Raw genomic sequence first — 16,723 nt, 5'->3', positions numbered from 1 at the left:
GCGGGCGTCCGACCGCAACTCGGTCAGCGCCGTGGCCAGGGCGTCGGCGTCACCGGGGCGGACCAGCCGGCCCAGCCGGCCGCCGTCCAGGGCGGACGGCAGCTGACCGACCGCACTGGCCACCACGGGCAGGCCGGCGGCCAGGTATTCGTAGACCTTGAGTGGCGAGAAGTAGCCGCTGCCCTCGGCGGGGTAGGGCGCGCAGGCGAGGTCCATCCGGTGCAGTTGCGTCGCCACCTCGGCGGGCGCGATTGCCCCGGTCAGTTCGGCCTGCCCGGCCACACCGGCGGCATCCAACCGCGCGGTCAGCGGGTCGGCCAGCGGCCCGTCGCCCACCAGCAGGAGTCGCCAGCTGGTGTCGCCACGGAGCAGGGGGATGGTCGCGTCCAGCAGGGTTTCAAGGCCATGCCAGGGCTTCAGCGTTCCGACGAAGCCGACGGTGAAACTGGTCGCGTCCGCCGCGGTCTGGGGCGCCGAAGCGACGGTGATCCGGTCGGGATCGACCCCGTTGGGTTCGACGAGCACGGCATCCGGCCGCGCTCCCGCGGTACGGGCCCAGTCGGCGACGGGCTCGCTGACGCAGACCACGGTGCCGGCCAGCCGCAGCGCGCTGCGCGCCACGTCGCGTGCGCCGCCGGCGTCGACCAGTTCGCGGAACCGGGCCTGCTCCTCGACCAGCGGCGCGTTCACCTCGAGGACGCTGCGGACGCCGTGCCCGGCGCACCAGGCGGTAGCGGTGCGGCCCCATAGCGCGTAGCGCTCATAGACGAGGTCCGGTTCGATCGCCGAGAGCAGTGCGGCGAGCGCGGCGTCACTGAGTTGCGCGCGATGCTCACGCTCAGCGGCCGCCCCCTTGCCGACGGCTGGCAACGGGTGCACGGTGACCGCCGCCAGCGGGTCGGGCGCCGCCGGTCGGTCACCTGGACGCTGCGTGCACAGGTGCACCTCGTGGCCGGCCCGGACCAGTTCGGTCAGCACGGCCTGGGCGTGCACTGAGGCCCCCTTCCGGCCGAACACCGGAATGCCGGGGTCGGTGCAGACGTAGGCGATTCTCATCGGCTGCTCCCTTCTGCGTGGCCCGATGCGCGACCGTGGCCGTTCGCCGCCGCGGCGCTGAACCCGTCCGCGACCAGCTGTGCCTGCCGGCGGGCGTCGAACTCGCGCTCGATCAGGCCGCGGGCGGCGCCGGCCAGCCGGACCCTGAGCTGCGGTTCGTCCAGCAGCCGGCCGAGCGCAACGGCGAGGGCGGCCGGGTCGTGTTCGGGTACCAGCAGCCCGGTGACGTTGTCCCGGATCACCTCGGGGATGCCCGTCACCGGGGTGGCGACGCAGGGTGTGCCGAGCGCCATCGCCTCCAGCAGCACGGTCGGCAGGCCGTCCCGGTTGCCGTCGGCACCGACCACGCAGGGCGCGGCGAACGCGGCGGCTCCGGCGACGATCTCGGCCACCCGATGTTGGGGCAGTCCGCCGAGCATTCGGAGCCGGCTGCCCAGCCCGAGGCGCTCGGCCTGGGCCCGCAGCGGCGCGTCGTACTCGCCGGAGCCGACCAGCACCAGTTCGACGTCGCGGCCCTCGGCGATCAGCAGCGCGACCGCTTCGAGCAGGTCGCCGAACCCCTTTTTCTCCACCAGCCGTCCGACGCCGGCGATCCGCGCCGGCCGGTCAAGCGGGCTGGCGAAGGGGAAGCCGGCCAGGTCGAGGCCGTTGTAGACCCGGCGGACGGCGGCCGCGTCCGGGCCGAAGGTGCGCCGCAGGTAGGCCAGGTTGAACTCGCTCACCGTGACGACGTCGGTGGCGTCGCGGAGCTTCCGGGCCAGGTCGTCGCGGTCGACGCCGTCGTGGAAGATGTCCTTCGCGTGCGCGGTGAAGCCGTAGCCGATGCCGGCGATCGCGGCCGCCACCCGGGCGACACCGGCACCCGCGCTGGCGAAGTGCGCGTGCAGGTGGGTGATCCCCCGCTGTCGGACCAGCCGGGCCAGCTCGGCGGCCTGCACGGCGTCACGGACGTCGAGCCTCAGCAGGTCGGCCAGATGCGGCCCGAGATCGCCGAACTCGGCAGCGGTCTCGGCGAGCGCCGCCCACAGGTCGGCCGCGCGAATCCCGGACGACCTCAGGTAGCTGACCGGGGCACGCAGATCTGCCAGGCCCGCGTGGAACCGGCCGTCCGTCGGTGGACGCAACGAGAACACCTCGACGTCGACCCCCAGCCGCTCAACCTGCAGCAGTTCGGTGAGGATGAACGTCTCGGAGAACCTCGGGAACATCTTGGTGACGTAGCCGACCCGGCGCGGACGAGTCAGCGGCGACGTCCGCCCGGTCGAATCGGCCGTGGCGGGGACGAGGACGGCGTTGTCAGGCAGCACGATGATCAACCTTCTTCCGATCGGTCAGGGGGTGCGGACGGCCCAGCAGTCGGTCGGCGATGCCCGGCAGCCGGCCGAGCCCGTCCAGTTCGATCCCGGCTCGCACCGGGGCCGGGACGGCCGAGCCGACCGCGGACGCCGTCCATTCGGCGAGTGCCCGGCTGGTCAGCCGGTGTGGCGGCAGCATCTCGACCGCGCCCAGTTCGGCGAGACGCAGGGCGCGAATCAGCTGCTCCTTGCGCGGCGTGGTGCGGGGCACGAGCAGCGCGGGACGGTCGGTGGCCAGCACCTCGCAGACGGAGTTGTACCCGGCCATCGACACCACCGCGGCGGCGCCGGCGATCAGCCGGTCGAGGTCGGGCACGAAATCCCGCACGATCATTCCCGGTGTGGCTGCCGCATCCGCCTCAACGGCCGCCTGCAGGTCGGGCGCCATGTAGGGACCGCAGACCACAAGGCCGCGGTGCCCGGAGGGCAGCGGGGTCTGCGCGAAGGTGCGGGCCAGGCGTCCGCCGTCCTGGCCGCCACCGACTGCGCACAGCACGTACGGCTCGGCGACGGTCGGTGGCCCGGCCGGGGCACCCCCGGCGGCGAACCGGCCGGTGGCCAGGTAGCCGGTGAACACGCAACGCCGCGCGACCTCGGTGGACAGCCCGTATTCGACGACCGGGTCGTAGACCCGCTGATCGCCGTAGACCCAGACCTGGTCGTAGAAGTCCGCGATGGCGGTGTCCGCGCCGCCCCGGATCCACTCGGCGACGGCCGTCACCGGGTCGTCCAGGATCTCCCGCAGGCCGAGCACGATCCTGGCCGAGTGCTCCGCGCGGAGCCGGCGCAGTAGCGGCAGCAGTTCGCCGCTCACCCCGAGCGGCACCTTGTCCACGATCAGCAGATCGGGCGCGAACGAGGTGACGGCTGCTTCGATCACCGCCGACCGCATCTGCAGCACGGAGTCCACCGGAGCGGTCAGGGTCCGACTGCGATAGGTGCCGTCGGCGTCCTTGGCCAGGGTGGGCAGAGTGACCACGTCCATCCGTGGCGGAAGGGTCAGCGCGGTGGCCTCGGGATTCCCGGTGACCAGCATCGCGTCGGCGTTCGGCCAGGCATCGATCAGTGCGGTGGCCACCGCGATGCTCCGCCGGGTGTGTCCCAGTCCCACGGTGTCGTGGGAGTAGAGGGCGATACGCAACCCCGGGCGGGTGGTGGTCGATGGATCGGCGGAAACGGGTGGTCCGGCCATATCAGCTCCGTCCGTAGGAAGGGTCGCGAGACGTGGTGTGTCGTGACGGAGCTGCCGTCCGGTGAGTCAGCGGGCCGTCATGCCGACCACTCTGCGCCCCGAGCTGGTGGAGACCATGAACCGACAATGAGGAACCCCTCATCATCGGTAGTCCCACGCCGTCGGTGAGGATCGTGGAGATGCCCGGGTACCCCTCACGCCAGGATCAGTCGGCCAACGCCGCCGACCAGCGTGGGGCGCTCGGTCGCAGGTCGACGCCGTTCTCGTCCACCCTGGCCAGGTCGGGCCAGAGCACCAGGAAACTGCCCCGGGCCCGCCACCGGAAGAAGGCGGCCAGCAGCCGTGGTTCGCGCACACCGGTGCGCTCGTACCCGACGAATGACGCGGTGCGGCGCGGGCAGACCACGATGCCGTAGACACGGGGTGTGCCGACCTGTTGCCCGGGCGTGTGCGGCGGCACCAGCAGCCGGACGTCCGCCACGTAGCCGACCCGGCGTCCGTCCTGCAGCACCGGGGTCGCGACCAGGTCACCGAGGAACATGCCGGCCCCCGGGAATGCGGGCGATCACCCGGTCGCGCAGCCAGCTCTCCAGCCAGGGTCTCGGCACGTCGGACGCCGGCACGGCGAGTTCGATCGCCGAACCCAGCTTCGCCACGGTGTCCCAGCCGATCCGCAGCAGGTGGGCGTCCGGACGGCGTCCGCCGAAGATCCGCTCCAGCACGATCGGCCCGTGCACCAGGGAAGTCACCTCCGGCGGCGGCGTGCCGGGCTCCAGCGGCGAGGTGACCTCGGTCAGTTCCAGGTCGTCCACCACCCCCACCGGCCGGCCGTCGACGTCGAGGACCTGCCGGTCCAGCAGGCTCAACCGGGCGTCCAGCAGCCGCCCGACGATGTGGACCGGTGGGCGGGGCAGGGCGTCGTGGCTTGTCATCGACCCACTCCTGTGACGATCATCAGCGGGATCGCGGCCACCGAGGCGACCAGGATCAGCACGAAATACGCCTGGCCGGCGACATTGAGCAGCCGCGGATTGACCTTGTCGCCCATGTAGTCGGCATCGTTCGCGACGATCAGAATCGGCAGGTAGGTCAGCGGCAGCGCGACCGCCGAGAACACCACCGAGATCTCGGTCACCATCACCGGATCGACCCCGGTGGCCAGCACCGCCACCCCGACCAGCAGGCAGATGATCATGGTGACGTGGAAGCGGGCGGCTTCGGCGGGCGCTCGGAACTTGCCCCAACTCCAACCGAAGAACTGCGCCAACGTGTAGCCGGTGGACAGCGTCGTCTCCAGCGCGGCACCGAAGGTGGCCGCAACGACGCCCAGGATGATCGCGATCAGCAGCACCCGGCCGCCCGCCTCGGCGACCGGCAGCACCACCTGGCTGAGAGTGGTCACCTCCACGCCGAGCGGTAGAAGGGTGAGCGCAGCACAGCCGGCGATGGCTAGGGACAGCAGGCCGCCGAGCGGGAAGCCGACCAGCACGTTGAGCCGGGACTGCGCCAGATCTTCGGACGACCAGCCCTCCTCGACCGCGCCGGAGGAGAAGAAGAACACCTCGTAGGGGGTGAGCGCCGCACCGAACAGGGCGACCGCGTAGAACCAGTAGGTGGCCGGCGACTCGCCGTGCGGGGCGCGCTGCAGCAACTGGTCGGTGAGCTGGGCCCAGTCCGGTCCGAGCAGGAAGAAGGCGACCGCGAAACCGACCAGCAACAGCCCGACCAGTCCGGTCACGTTCTCCATCACGTCGAAGCCGACCCGCCAGATCACCAGCCAGACCGCGATCGCCGCGACCGGCACCCACAGCAGGTAGTGCACGCTGCTGGCCAACTGCAGCGCCAGAGCGATGCCGCCCACTTCGGCGGTCAGGGTGAGCAGGTTGATCAGGAACGACGCTGCGAGGTTCGCCAGCCCGAGCCGTGGGCCCATCCTTTCGCGGACCAGTTCGAAGGTGGCCCGTCCGCTGACCGCGGCGACGCGTCCGGCCATCTGGGCGAACAGGCAGATGCCGACCACGCCGACCACCACCACCCAGGCCAGCGACCAGCCGAGCCGCGAGCCGACGACGGCGTTGGTGACCAGGTCACCGATGTCGAGGAATCCACCGATGGCGGTCAGGACGCCGAGCGCGACCGCGAACAACCGCTTCATCGGCGCAGCTCCGCCAATGTGGCATCGAGTCGTGTGACCAGGTCGGTGAGCCGGTCCAGGTCGGCCTTGCTCAGTTGATCGGCGCCGGCGTCGGCGAGCTCGTCCAGGACGGTGTTCGCGTCGTTCAGGACGACGCGGGCGCGCGACGTCCGGGTGATGTCGGGTTCAGCGGCGTCACGTAGTTCCTGTTCGGCGTCGCCGACGGCGTCCAGGCTGTCGTCGAGGACCACCTGGGTATAGGGCGTTGTCGCGCGGGTATCGAGGCGCAGCCGGACGGCTTGCTGGGCGACCACGACCGCCGACCGGGCGTCCTGGACGGTGCTGATCGCGGCGTCCTCGGCGGTGCCGCAACCGGCGAGCAGCAGGCAGGCGGCAACCGCCAGCCAACGGCGTCCGACCGGCACCTCACACCTCGCTCTCCCCGGGACGGGACGCGACGCTAGTACCGGCCTGCTCGCCCGATCACACCCTTTTGGGCCAATGCCTGCCGGGCCGTATTTCAACGCCCGCGGATTTCACTATCAGGGCTCGCGCCCGCTCCGCCACGATCGGGCATACGCTGCTCACAACCGGAAATACCGCCGAGGATGGGACGAAGTCACCGTGTGGATGCTGTATGCCGCCGGTTCAGCGGTGTTCGCCGGGCTGACCGCGATCCTGGCCAAAGTCGGCATCCGGCATACCCCGTCCAATCTGGCCACGGCGATCCGGACCATCGTGGTGCTGGTGTTCGCCTGGCTGGTGGTGTTCATCGTCGGTTCGCAGAACACGCTGAGCAGCCTGTCCGGGCCGACCCTGTGGTTCCTGGTGCTGTCGGGGCTCGCCACCGGGGCGTCCTGGCTGTGTTACTTCCGCGCCCTGCAGTTGGCCGACGTCAATCAGGTGGCTCCGGTGGACAAGTCAAGCATCGTGCTGACCGTGCTGTTCGCGATCGTGCTGCTGGGCGAGACCGAGGATCTGGCCACCCGGCTCACCGGCATCGCCGTGATCGGCATCGGCACCTACCTGATGATCGAGCGCCGGGGCGGCGCCGGGAATGTCTCGACCCAGGGTCGGGGCTGGTTGCTCTACGCACTCGGCTCGGCGGTGTTCGCGGCGCTCACCACGATTCTGGGCAAGGTGGGCATCGCCGACGTCGAGTCCAATCTGGGCACCGCGATCCGCACCGGCGTGGTGCTGGTGATGGCCTGGGTGGTCGCGCTGGTCACCGGCGAACACCGCGGAATGCGCCAGATACCCCGCCGCGACCTGCTCTTCATCGTGCTCTCCGGCGTGGCGACCGGGGCGTCCTGGCTGTGCTACTTCCGGGCCCTCCAAGACGGGCCGGCCAGCGTCGTCGTCCCGATCGACAAGACCAGCATCGTGCTCACCGTCGCCTTCGCCTGGGTCTTCCTGGGTGAGCGACTCACCCGCCGGTCCGCCATCGGACTAGGCCTGATAGTCGCCGGCACCCTGCTGATGCTGCTCTGATCGCACCTTCGGGGACGGTTCTCCCGGTCGCCGGGGACGGTTCTCCCGGTCACCGGATCGCACATTCGGGGACGGTTCTTTCGCATGCGATTTTCGAACGTGAAAGAACCGTCCCCCGACGTGCGAGATTCGAAGGTGGGAGAACCGTCCCCGAGCGTGCGATTTTCGAACGTGGAAGAACCGTCCCCGGAGGTGCGTCAGGCGATCAGGCCGAGGCGGCGGAAAGCGTTGGCGAGGCCGTCGGCGTCGACATGGTCGGTGACCAGGGTCGCGGCGGCCTTCACCTCGTCCGGCGCGTTGCCCATGGCCACGGACGTGCCGCAGGCGGCGAACATGCCGAGATCGCTGCGGGCGTCGCCGAAGCCGATCAGGTCGTCGGCCGACACACCCAGGTGGTCGATCAGTCGTTCGATCGCGGCGCCCTTGTGGATGCCGAGTTGGCCGAACTCACCGAACTCGTCGCGGGTGCCGGTCATGCTCCAGCTGTCGATGGCAGCCCGGCCCGCGTAGTGGGTGGTCAAGGCGCCCAGGTCAACGCCAGGTGCCAGAGCGAAGCTGATCTTGTTGACGTCGTCGCGTCCGGCCCGGGTGCCGTAGATCAGGTCGGGCATGGCGTCGCGGATGAACTGCACATTCGCCGGCGTCGCTCCCCCGTCGAGCAGTGCAGCCGCCTTCTCGGGCAGGTGGTCGCTGGCGTACAAGCCGGAGTTGCATTCCAGGTAGAAGCCCAGATCTTCGGCAATCAGCCACTCCACGGCCTCGGCGACCACGGCGGCGTCCAGCACCTGGTGGAAGACGACCTGCCCGGCGTCCTCGACGTAACTGCCGTTGCCGCCGATCAGTCCGTCGACCCCGAGATCCCACAGCTGGTCGTAGATCTCCGCGCGGCTGCGTCCGGTGCACAGGTAGACGCGGTGACCTAGCGCCCGCGCTTGCCGGACGGCGTCCGCGGCGCTGGGCGGCAGCTCGGTGCGGTAGTTGACCAGGGTGCCGTCGATGTCGAGCAACAGCACGCGCGTCCGCTCGGTCACCGGTCGACCTCCGGCTCGGACGCCGGCAGCGGACGGGCCACCGGCACCACCAGGATCGCCGCCAGACAGACGGCGCCGACCACCAGCAGCGCCCGCAGCACACCGAAGTGGTCGCCCAGGAAGCCGATCAGCACCGGGCCGGTGAGGAACGCGCCGTAGCCGATGGTGGAGACCACGCTCAGCCGGACGGGGGCGCGGGCCGGGTCGTCCGCCGCAGCCGACATGCCGACCGGGAAGCCGAGGCTGGCCCCGACACCCCAGATCGCGGCACCGACGAAGGCGAGCCACGGCGATCCGAACACCACCAGCAGGCAACCGACCACGGCGGCGGCGAACAACAGCCGCAGCACCACCACCCGTCCGTAGCGATCGAGCAGCGGGGCGCCGGCGATGCGTCCGCCGGTCATGAAGGCGAGGAAGACGGCGAGGGCGACCACGCCGAGGGAGTTGTCGAGGCCGTATCCCTCGACGAAGGCGATCGCCAGCCAGTCGTTGGCGACGCCCTCGGTGAAGGCGGCCGCCAGCACCATGACGCCGATCAGCAGGGTGCGCGGCTCGAGCCAGGGCGACCGTCCGTTGGCGGCAGCCGCCGCATGGTCACCGGCGTCCTCGTCGAAGGCCGGCAGGAACCGCCCGGTGCCCCACCAGACGGCGATCAAGGTGACCACGGCCGCCACCGGGAGGTGGATGCCGATCGGCACCCGCAACCAGGTCAGCCCCGCGCCGATCAGCGCGCCGACCACCGTGCCCGCGCTGAACAGGGCATGGAACCAGGGCATGATCGCCCGGCCCAGCGCCCGCTCGATGATGGTGCCCTCGAGGTTCTGCGCGACGTCCCAGACACCGATGCCCAACCCGATCAGCACCATCGCGGGCGCGATCAGCAGCAGCGGCGCATGCATCTCGACGGCCAGTGCGGCGAGCACGATTCCGGGCAGGGCGAGCAGGGCACCCAGCCGGACGGTCGTGGACGCGCCCAGCCGGTGCGCGATCCGTCCGGCCAACGGCAGACCGCACAGCGAGCCGATCGAGATGGCAAGCAGCAGCAGACTCAACTGGCCGGCGGTGATGTCGAGCAGTTGCTTCACGTCGGGGACGCGCGACATCCATGAGGCGAAGACGAATCCGTTGGCTCCGAACACCAGCAGATCGCCGTTGCGGGCGGATTTGCTGGCGAGCGACGGTGCGGTCACGGTGGTCAACCGATCCTCCGTAGAAGGTGTGTGCGGGCACCCGTCCGGGCGCGAAGAAGAGCTGTCATCAGCCTAAGCGAATATGTACACTTGCGTCGAATTCTGGGTGGCTCGCCCCCAAGGCCCTCCCTAACTAGTTCAGCCCTGCCGCATGCGGGAGGGCTGAACTAGTTAGGGAGGGGTTTGGTGGACGAGTGCCCGGTCGGGACGACGGAGGGAAAGCGCGGTGGCGGGACGCGAGGGCGGCTACGCCAGCGGACGGCTGCGCCGCGAGCGGATCATCACCGCCGCCACCGAGCTGTTCGCGCGAGTCGGTTACCGGCACGCCACGATCCTGGAACTGGCCGAGGCCGCCGGCATCTCCCGCACCGGGCTGCTGCATCACTTCGGCTCCAAGGAGGCGTTGCTGAAGGCCGTCCTGGAACGCCGGGACGCCGAGGACGCCGCCCGCTTCGCCGGCGCGGACACCGATGAGACCGGGCTGGAGGCGCTGGCCACACTCGTCGAACTGGCCCGGCACAACGCCGAGCGCCCGCATCTGGTGGCCCTGTTCGCTGTGCTGTCGGCGGAGGCGTCCGACCCGGATCATCCGGCGCACGAGTACTTCGTGGACCGTTACCGCGGCACCGTCGCCGATGTCGCGGCCTCGCTGACCCGCGCGAAGGCGTCCGGCCTGTTGGCGCCGGACGTCGATCCCGCCGGCCAGGCCCGCACGCTGGTCGCGCTCATGGACGGGCTGCAGGTGCAGTGGCTGCTCTCCCCCGCCGACGTGGACATGGCCGGCACGCTGCGGGCGCAGATCGAGCGGGTACTGACCGTCCCGCTGCAGGGCTAGCCCGCCAACCTTGCCCAGACCCGGTTCGAGATCCCGGGTCGGAGCCCGGGATGACGGGGTCGCGCCACGCGGGCGTCCGGTCTTGGTTCGACAAGCTCAACCAGCGGGTGGGCGAGTCCGGCTCGCCCACGCGACCTGGGCCATTCGCCGCAGCATCGCGATGAACACCACCGCCCAGACGATGGTGGCCACCACGAGGGCGCCGTCGCCGACCACTTCGACCAGGGGGAGCCGGTCCACCCGTCCCAGGCTGATCGAGGCGACGGCGAACATGCCCAGCGGGAAAACGATCGACCACAGCGTCGGCACGTAGGTCAACGGCACCTTGTGCACGAAATGCCGCCACACCCCGGCGCCGACCAGCATCGGGATCAGCCAGACGCAGAAGCTCCAGAACACCACCACGGTGCCGGCGATCAGGTTGCGGGTGGCATCCACCATCGGTGTGGACTGCATGCCGAGAATGTTGCTGCCGGCCACCACCGCGATTGCCATGGCGCCCATCGCCACCCAGTACGGCGGTTCGAACTCGCGCGGGGTGATGCCGAAATGGATGATCCGCAGCAGCACCAGCATCGCCACGCCGGCGTACAGCACGACGCCCACCGACCACGACATCACCGCGACCAGGCCGACCCAGCGGGTCTCCCCCGGCAGATACGGCTGCACCTGCGCCATGCCGATGGCGACCGACTGGCTGGCCACCGCCCAGATGAACCAGGTGCCGTTGGTCCGGGCCAAGATCGGCTTGCCGTCGCGGGTCATGAACACCTGCCACGGCAGCAGGTAGCCGAAGACGAACCAGAGCAGCGCGCCGAAGAAGAACAGCGGTATCGCGATGTCGATCAGTCCCTGCTGGACGAGCCGGACGGCGAGCACATCGGTGCCGGCGACGACGGTGAAATAGGCGAACGCCATCTCGGGACCGCGCAGATCGGCCAGCATCTCGGTCCGATAGCGGACGGCGCGCCACAGATACAGCGCCCACAGCACGCCGTAGCTGGCCGCGGCGATCACCAGCAGGGTGAGCGACGCGATCTCGAACCCGGCCAGATGCAGACCCATCGACACGATGCCGGTGCCCATCACCAGCGCGAAGTAGCCCGGCGAGAGGTGAGCGAGCGCATTGGCGAACGCAGAGCGCGGCAGCTGCGCGGCCGTCGTCATCGACAGCTCCGCGAGCCACTCGCCGAAGTCATTGCAGAAACGTAGCAACCCGGTGCCGGCAGGAGCCGGGAATTCGATGAGTTCAAACCTCGGCCAACAAGCGGTCGAGCCCGCCGAGAGCTCAGTGCAGACATCTCGACGGGCTCGATCAACGGTGTGTCGTCGGTCGAGCCTGTCGAGACCCGTCAGGGCACGAGATCTCGACAGGCTCGATCAACGGTGGTGCGATGACTCAGGGCTGGCCGAAGACGGTGTCCGCCTGGTCGGGAATGATCGAACCGTCGTTGCGGCGCGCCGGGCCGTGGTTGCCCTTCGCGTCGATGTAGGCGGTTGTCGAGCAGGGGTAGAGGCCCTGCTTCTGCGGCAGCGGCTGGATGAACATCGGGTTGATCGCCCAGCGTCCGTCGGCGTTGTCGTAGGCGTGGCACATCAGTTCGTCCTTGTTGCGGTTCAGGACGACGTGCGCGCCGGTCGCGTCCCGCAGCATCGAGACGTCGGTGGTGGCGTCGCCGCCGGCGACCGTCGGACGCAGGCTGCGCGGCATCGGCTTCAGCGCCCGCGCCCCCTTCACCCCGAGGATGATCTTGTTGATGAAGCAGCGCTTGCCGTCGATGTAGGTCATGATCGAGTCCGAGCCGTCCGGCAGGCCGCCACAGCCCTTCAGGTGACCGCTCAGCTTGCCCTTGCGCAGCAGTTGCTCGATGCCGATGGTGTGCGCGGAGTCGATCCCGACCCCCGGACCCCAGACGTCGGCGAACTCCTTCGGCGACGCCGACACGACCCAGGGCTCGATGCCGGCCTTCTTCAGGGTCTTGATCAGGTCACGCATCTCTGGGTAGTACCGGATCCACGCGGTCTCGGTGCTGGAACCAACCTGCTGGGTGGCACCGATCGGGGCATTCAGCGCCGCCTTGCGGGCCTTCGCCGCGATCTTGCGCACCTGCGCCGGCGTGTAGCCCTGCATGATCTGGCCGACCCAGGCGTAGCTGGCCTCCATGTAGCGCTCGTTGGCGCCGGCGAAGACGGCCTGGCCGGTGGTGGTCTTCTGGGTCTTGCGCACCGACAGCAGCTCGTCGGCGCACTTCACGTTGGTGCTGGTGGGCAGCGGCTGGCCCGGCTTGGCCAGCGAGCCGCAGGCCTTACGCAGCGCCTTGGCGCCCTCGACCGTCATGAACCGGCTGGTGTTGTGCCAGTTCTTGCCGGGCGGCTGCAGGATCTTGTCGTGTCGGAGCATCCAGAAGATGGTCTGGTCGGAGATGTCGTTCTTGATCACGGTGTTGTCCCAGTCGAACACCGCGTAGGGCCGCACCTGCGGCGCACGACCGCCCGGCCAGCTGCACCGGCCGGCCTTGTCGATGGCCGTCTGGATGATCTCGGCGTTGTCGCCGTACCAGTTGTCGGCCAGCTTCAGCTGCGGACAACGGTCCTTCTTGTTCTTGCCGACCTTGCCGGACGGCAGACTGACCGGCGCCTCGGCAGGCAGCACCTGCGGAGCGGTGGTCGGTGACGCCAGAGCAGGGGCGCCGGAGAGAGTGGTCGCAGCCAGGGCAATGCTGAGTAGGCCGGCTGCGCGGACTCGACGATGAGTACGCATCGGGGTGGACCTTTCAGGGTGGGGTCAGGTTCCTCCGGGTGACCATAGGCGCACTATGCGCCGACGCGCCACCCCCTGTGACTGATCCGCGGTACGCGGTCAGCCCCGCGACTTCCCGCCGCTGATCATCACCGTCGTCCCCGTCAGGTAGCTCGACCGGTCGGACGCCAGGAAGCAGACCAGGTCGGCGACCTCGTCCAGGCGACCCTCGCGACGCAGCGGAATGGCGCTGGTGTAGTTGGACGTCAGCCCGTCGCCGCTGGAGCCTCGCGCATAGTTCAGCGCCTCGGTGTAGGCCGGGCTGCGCAGCGCGGTGGCCTCCATGATGCCGGGCGCCACCCCGACCACCCGGACGCCCGACGGCCCGAGTTCCTTCGCCCAGGACAGCGTGAACGCGTTCAGGGCCGCCTTCGTCGCCGCATACACCGACTGGGCGTGTGAGCCCTCGCTGCCCGATTCCGAGCTCATGTTGATGATCGTCCCCGCGCCGGCCCGGACGAGGCGGCGGGCCACCGCCTGCGCCATCAGGAACGCGCCCTTCATGTTGACGCCCACCATCGTGTCGAAGGTGGCGACGTCCAGTTCGAACTGGGGCGCCTCTCCGCGGACGTCGACCAGCAGCCGGGGCAGGCACACGCCGGCGTTGTTGACCAGCGTGGTCACCTCACCCACCTCGGCGCACACCCGGGCGACGGCGGCCTGCACCGCGTCCGGATCGGTGACGTCGACTGCGAACAGGTGGGCACCGGTCTCGGGGTCGACCCCGTCGACGGTGGTGACGTCGAAGCTGGCCACCCGTGCGCCCGCCGAGCGCAGGGCCACCACGATGCTGCGGCCCAGACCCGACGCGCCGCCGGTGACGATGACGGTTTTGTCGTGCAGCCCCAGCCAGTCCGATGCCATTCCGTTCCCTTTCGTCACCGTCGGCCGAGACCCGCAGCAGCGCTGGTCGAGCTTGTCGAGACCCAGAACGAGGGTTTCGACAAGCTCAACCAGCGGTTGCCGATTGTGGTGTCGACAAGCTCAACCAACGCCGGTGACGTCAGCCGCGCTGGACCTTGGCCATCCGATGCTGCAGGTCGACGGTCGCCGGGTGCAGTTCGCGGAAGGCCTGGTAGAAGGGCTGGTAGATCTCCCGGGCGCCCGGCGTGGGCTCGATCACTCCGGTGTGGGTCGTCCAGTCGGTGTCCTCGCTGACCAGGCCGGTGCCGACGCCGGCGAACATGGCGTCGCCGTAGCAGGCACCCACCGACTGTTCGGTGATCTGCTGGGTCATGCCGGTCACGTCCGACACGATCTGCGGCCAGAGTCCGCCGGTGGTGCCGCCGCCGGTGGCGAAGCCCCGGTCGGTGGAGACCCCGGCCGCCCGCATGCCTTCGAAGATGTGCTCGACGCCGAAGGCGGTCGCCTCCAGCAGCGAGCGGTACAGGTGGCCGCGTCCGTGCTTGAGGGTGAGACCGAGCATCACGCCGCGGGCGTCCGGATCGAGCAGCGGCGAGCGCTCACCCGCGAAGTACGGCAGGGTGATCAGACCGTCCGAACCCGGTGGGATGGCACGTGCTTCGGCGCTCAACTCACCGAAGTGGAATCCGCCGCCGCACAGATCGCGCAGCCACTTGGTCAGCGAACCGCTGGTGGCCATGCCGGCCACCTGGTTGTAGGTGCCGGGGAACAGATGGGCGTTCACCCACAACGGCCGACCGGGAATGAACCGGTCGGTCACCGTGATGATCGTCATCGTCGAGCCGTAGATGACGACGGCGTCGCCCGGGTGCCGCACACCGACGCTCATCGCGTCCGCGAACGCGTCGATGCTGCCGGGCACGACCGGGGTACCCACCGGCAGCCCGGTGATGTCGGCAGCCACCGGGGTGACCGTACCGACCACCTGGGACGGCCACACCAGTTCCGGCATCTTCAGGCCGGGGGCGAGATCTTCGCACCACTCGGTCGCCCAGTCGCCCTTGCCGACGTCGTACAGCGGCTCGGAGTAGGAGGCCGAGACATGGTCGAGCACGTAGGCGCCGGTGAGCTTGTAGGTCAGGTAGCTGCTGGCCATGAACCAGTACTTGGTGCGTGCCCACAGCTCGGGCTCATGGCGGGCCAGCCACAGCATCCGCCCGCCCACCGACTGGGCGTTCAGCGGGTTGCCGCAGATCTCGATGATCTTGTCCTCGCCGTACCGCTCGGTGATCTCATCGAGCTCGGCCGACGACCGGGTGTCGATGCCGTAGAGAATCGTCGGGCGCAGCGGCTGTCCGGAGGCGTCGGCAGGCACGATGCACGGCCCGATGCCACTGACACCGACACCGGCGATCACTCCGTCGGCGGCCTTCGGAAGGAGTTCGGCACAGATCGCCCGGAGGTCGTGCCAGAACACATCCTCGGCGTCCAACTCCGCCCAGCCCGGACGCGGCAGCGACACCATGTGCGCCTGTTCCGAGATCGCGATGACCTTGCCGTCCACTGTGGTGAGCGCACCCTTGCTGCTGCCCGTTCCGATATCGATCCCGAGCAAGTACTGCTGCTTGGTCACCATTGACTCCTTCACTGCCAACTCCCGTGCCGACGGTCTCGCGATACCGGAAACGGACGACGGCGCCGGCCGCGGCATCGTGGCGACAGCTGCGTCGCCGGCCGGGGGTATCGCGTGGGCACTTCGACCAAGAATCATGGGTTCACCCGTTGCAGGTCAACCGTTCGTTCTCAGGTCAGCCATTCTTCTCTCATTTGACTACTGGATTCGGGGTGCCACCGGCGGAGAGCGGCGGCACCCCGCGATCTCAGGAAGCGACCCGCTCCTTGGGTCGCAGTGCCCGGATGGCCTTGTCGGACTTGTTGAAGATCAGTGCGCTGGCCACGCCGCCGATGATCGGACCGAGGGTGGTCGAGATCACCGACCAGGAGAAGACCCCCGTCCCGGGGAATGCGGTGTCACCGAAGCCCATCAACAACAACATGAACCGCGGGCCCAGGTCACGGGCCGGGTTGAAGCAGGCCTGCGACAGCGGTGCGAAGAACAGCAACAGCAGGCCGACGGAGAAGCCGACGATCAGGCCGCCCGCCCAGTCCGGCGGACGATTCTGCGAGTCGGCACCGGTCGACAGGATGGCCAGCAGCAGGAACGCAGTACCCAGCACCTCGGCGGCCATGCCGATCCAGAAGGTGTAGTTGTCGTAACCGACGGTGCCGGCGAACCCCGGGTTCGGGGCGTAGGTGGTCAGCAGCGAACCGATCCGCTCACTGTGGAAGTTCACCCCCCATTCGACCGCCTTCGCCTCCATCGCGGGCCGGTAGATCAGCACCAGCCCGGCCGCGCCGACAAACCAGCCGACCAGCTGGCAGCCGATGTAGAGCGGCACCAGGCGCCACGGATGCCGGCCGATCGCCGCCATCGCCAACGTCACCGCCGGATTGAAGTGCGCACCCGACAGCGGGCCGGCCACATAGATCGCCAGACCGATCGCGAAGCCCCAGGTGAACACCGTCGGCCAGATGCCGGCGAAGTAGCTGCTCTCCGGCGAACTCCAGGTGGTCGCCGTCAACCCGATGCCGATACCGATGAAACAGATCAGAAAGCTGCCCAGGATCTCCCCGGTGATCATCGACGCCGTAGTCGGATGGATCTCTTGGCTGGTACCTACTTGAAAAAACTCGTCACCCTCCTGGGGCATC

16 protein-coding genes are annotated in these 16,723 nt (G+C 69.4%); 2 read left to right on the top strand and 14 right to left on the bottom strand.

The window, feature by feature from the left end:
• The 7 genes from QM624_RS06995 to QM624_RS06965 form a co-directional block, all read right to left on the bottom strand.
• On the bottom strand, positions 1 to 1,056 hold a 1,056-nt coding region (locus tag QM624_RS06995; RefSeq protein WP_415090155.1), incomplete at its 3' end, for a glycosyltransferase family 4 protein.
• Entirely contained in the window at positions 1,053 to 2,363 is a 1,311-nt protein-coding gene (locus QM624_RS06990; RefSeq protein ID WP_415090153.1) for a glycosyltransferase, read from the bottom strand. The genes QM624_RS06990 and QM624_RS06995, both read right to left, overlap by 4 nt.
• Positions 2,353 to 3,603: a glycosyltransferase family protein gene (locus QM624_RS06985; RefSeq protein WP_415090151.1), complete on the bottom strand. Its 1,251-nt coding sequence runs from the start codon at positions 3,601 to 3,603 to the stop codon at positions 2,353 to 2,355. The genes QM624_RS06990 and QM624_RS06985 overlap by 11 nt, the downstream gene beginning before the upstream one ends.
• A 205-nt stretch (positions 3,604 to 3,808) precedes the next feature.
• Positions 3,809 to 4,144 carry a hypothetical protein gene (locus QM624_RS06980; protein ID WP_415090149.1) on the bottom strand — a complete coding sequence of 112 codons (336 nt, stop codon included), beginning with the start codon at positions 4,142 to 4,144 and terminating at the stop codon, positions 3,809 to 3,811.
• A complete protein-coding gene (locus QM624_RS06975) occupies positions 4,131 to 4,535 on the bottom strand; it encodes a hypothetical protein (RefSeq protein ID WP_415090147.1) in 405 nt (134 codons plus the stop codon). Before QM624_RS06975 ends, QM624_RS06980 begins: the two co-directional genes overlap by 14 nt.
• A complete protein-coding gene (locus QM624_RS06970; RefSeq protein ID WP_415090145.1) occupies positions 4,532 to 5,758 on the bottom strand; it encodes an NRAMP family divalent metal transporter in 1,227 nt (408 codons plus the stop codon). The genes QM624_RS06975 and QM624_RS06970 overlap by 4 nt, the downstream gene beginning before the upstream one ends.
• On the bottom strand, positions 5,755 to 6,162 hold the full coding sequence (locus tag QM624_RS06965) for a hypothetical protein (protein ID WP_415090143.1): 408 nt from the start codon (positions 6,160 to 6,162) through the stop codon (positions 5,755 to 5,757). Before QM624_RS06965 ends, QM624_RS06970 begins: the two co-directional genes overlap by 4 nt.
• 205 nt (positions 6,163 to 6,367) lie before the next feature.
• Here QM624_RS06965 and QM624_RS06960 point away from each other — a divergent pair, with 205 nt between their 5' ends.
• Positions 6,368 to 7,228 (top strand): EamA family transporter, encoded by an 861-nt coding sequence (locus tag QM624_RS06960; RefSeq protein ID WP_415090159.1) that lies wholly within the window; start codon positions 6,368 to 6,370, stop codon positions 7,226 to 7,228.
• 197 nt (positions 7,229 to 7,425) lie between these two features.
• Here QM624_RS06960 and QM624_RS06955 read toward each other — a convergent pair whose 3' ends face one another.
• Together QM624_RS06955 and QM624_RS06950 are read right to left on the bottom strand one after the other, a co-directional pair.
• Entirely contained in the window at positions 7,426 to 8,259 is an 834-nt protein-coding gene (locus tag QM624_RS06955) for a Cof-type HAD-IIB family hydrolase (protein ID WP_415090141.1), read from the bottom strand.
• The gene (locus QM624_RS06950) at positions 8,256 to 9,452 is read right to left on the bottom strand and encodes an MFS transporter (RefSeq protein ID WP_415090157.1); all 1,197 of its coding nucleotides are present in this window, start codon (positions 9,450 to 9,452) and stop codon (positions 8,256 to 8,258) included. The genes QM624_RS06955 and QM624_RS06950 overlap by 4 nt, the downstream gene beginning before the upstream one ends.
• Before the next feature lie 226 nt (positions 9,453 to 9,678).
• Here QM624_RS06950 and QM624_RS06945 point away from each other — a divergent pair, with 226 nt between their 5' ends.
• On the top strand, positions 9,679 to 10,287 hold the full coding sequence (locus QM624_RS06945) for a TetR/AcrR family transcriptional regulator (RefSeq protein ID WP_415090139.1): 609 nt from the start codon (positions 9,679 to 9,681) through the stop codon (positions 10,285 to 10,287).
• A 96-nt stretch (positions 10,288 to 10,383) separates the two neighbouring features.
• On the opposite strand, the gene QM624_RS06940 is transcribed toward QM624_RS06945, so the two are convergent.
• The 5 genes from QM624_RS06940 to QM624_RS06920 all read right to left on the bottom strand — a co-directional run bounded on the left by QM624_RS06940 (position 10,384) and on the right by QM624_RS06920 (position 16,722).
• Positions 10,384 to 11,454: a tellurite resistance/C4-dicarboxylate transporter family protein gene (locus QM624_RS06940; protein WP_415090137.1), complete on the bottom strand. Its 1,071-nt coding sequence runs from the start codon at positions 11,452 to 11,454 to the stop codon at positions 10,384 to 10,386.
• Positions 11,455 to 11,686: 232 nt separating this feature from the next.
• Complete coding sequence (locus QM624_RS06935; RefSeq protein ID WP_415090135.1) at positions 11,687 to 13,048, bottom strand: haloacid dehalogenase-like hydrolase; 1,362 nt, start codon at positions 13,046 to 13,048, stop codon at positions 11,687 to 11,689.
• Between the two features lie 99 nt (positions 13,049 to 13,147).
• The gene (locus QM624_RS06930; RefSeq protein WP_415090133.1) at positions 13,148 to 13,951 is read right to left on the bottom strand and encodes a sorbitol-6-phosphate dehydrogenase subunit; all 804 of its coding nucleotides are present in this window, start codon (positions 13,949 to 13,951) and stop codon (positions 13,148 to 13,150) included.
• Positions 13,952 to 14,090: 139 nt separating this feature from the next.
• Positions 14,091 to 15,584: an FGGY-family carbohydrate kinase gene (locus QM624_RS06925; protein WP_415090131.1), complete on the bottom strand. Its 1,494-nt coding sequence runs from the start codon at positions 15,582 to 15,584 to the stop codon at positions 14,091 to 14,093.
• Positions 15,585 to 15,831: 247 nt separating this feature from the next.
• Positions 15,832 to 16,722: an MIP/aquaporin family protein gene (locus tag QM624_RS06920; RefSeq protein WP_415090129.1), complete on the bottom strand. Its 891-nt coding sequence runs from the start codon at positions 16,720 to 16,722 to the stop codon at positions 15,832 to 15,834.
• Position 16,723: the final 1 nt, after the last annotated feature.

The sequence above is a fragment of the Micropruina sp. genome (genome assembly GCF_047606365.1).
GTDB lineage: Bacteria > Actinomycetota > Actinomycetes > Propionibacteriales > Propionibacteriaceae > Micropruina.
This window is presented reverse-complemented; position numbering and strand designations above follow the sequence as displayed.

Bases quoted from the DNA above. Each gene is read 5' to 3' on its own strand.
- QM624_RS06985 (WP_415090151.1), bottom strand. From the start codon at position 3,603: ATGGCCGGACCACCCGTTTCCGCCGATCCATCGACCACCACCCGCCCG.
- QM624_RS06980 (WP_415090149.1), bottom strand. From the start codon at position 4,144: ATGTTCCTCGGTGACCTGGTCGCGACCCCGGTGCTGCAGGACGGACGC.
- QM624_RS06975 (WP_415090147.1), bottom strand. From the start codon at position 4,535: ATGACAAGCCACGACGCCCTGCCCCGCCCACCGGTCCACATCGTCGGG.
- QM624_RS06970 (WP_415090145.1), bottom strand. From the start codon at position 5,758: ATGAAGCGGTTGTTCGCGGTCGCGCTCGGCGTCCTGACCGCCATCGGT.
- QM624_RS06960 (WP_415090159.1), top strand. From the start codon at position 6,368: ATGCTGTATGCCGCCGGTTCAGCGGTGTTCGCCGGGCTGACCGCGATC.
- QM624_RS06940 (WP_415090137.1), bottom strand. From the start codon at position 11,454: ATGACGACGGCCGCGCAGCTGCCGCGCTCTGCGTTCGCCAATGCGCTC.
- QM624_RS06935 (WP_415090135.1), bottom strand. From the start codon at position 13,048: ATGCGTACTCATCGTCGAGTCCGCGCAGCCGGCCTACTCAGCATTGCC.
- QM624_RS06930 (WP_415090133.1), bottom strand. From the start codon at position 13,951: ATGGCATCGGACTGGCTGGGGCTGCACGACAAAACCGTCATCGTCACC.
- QM624_RS06920 (WP_415090129.1), bottom strand. From the start codon at position 16,722: ATGCCCCAGGAGGGTGACGAGTTTTTTCAAGTAGGTACCAGCCAAGAG.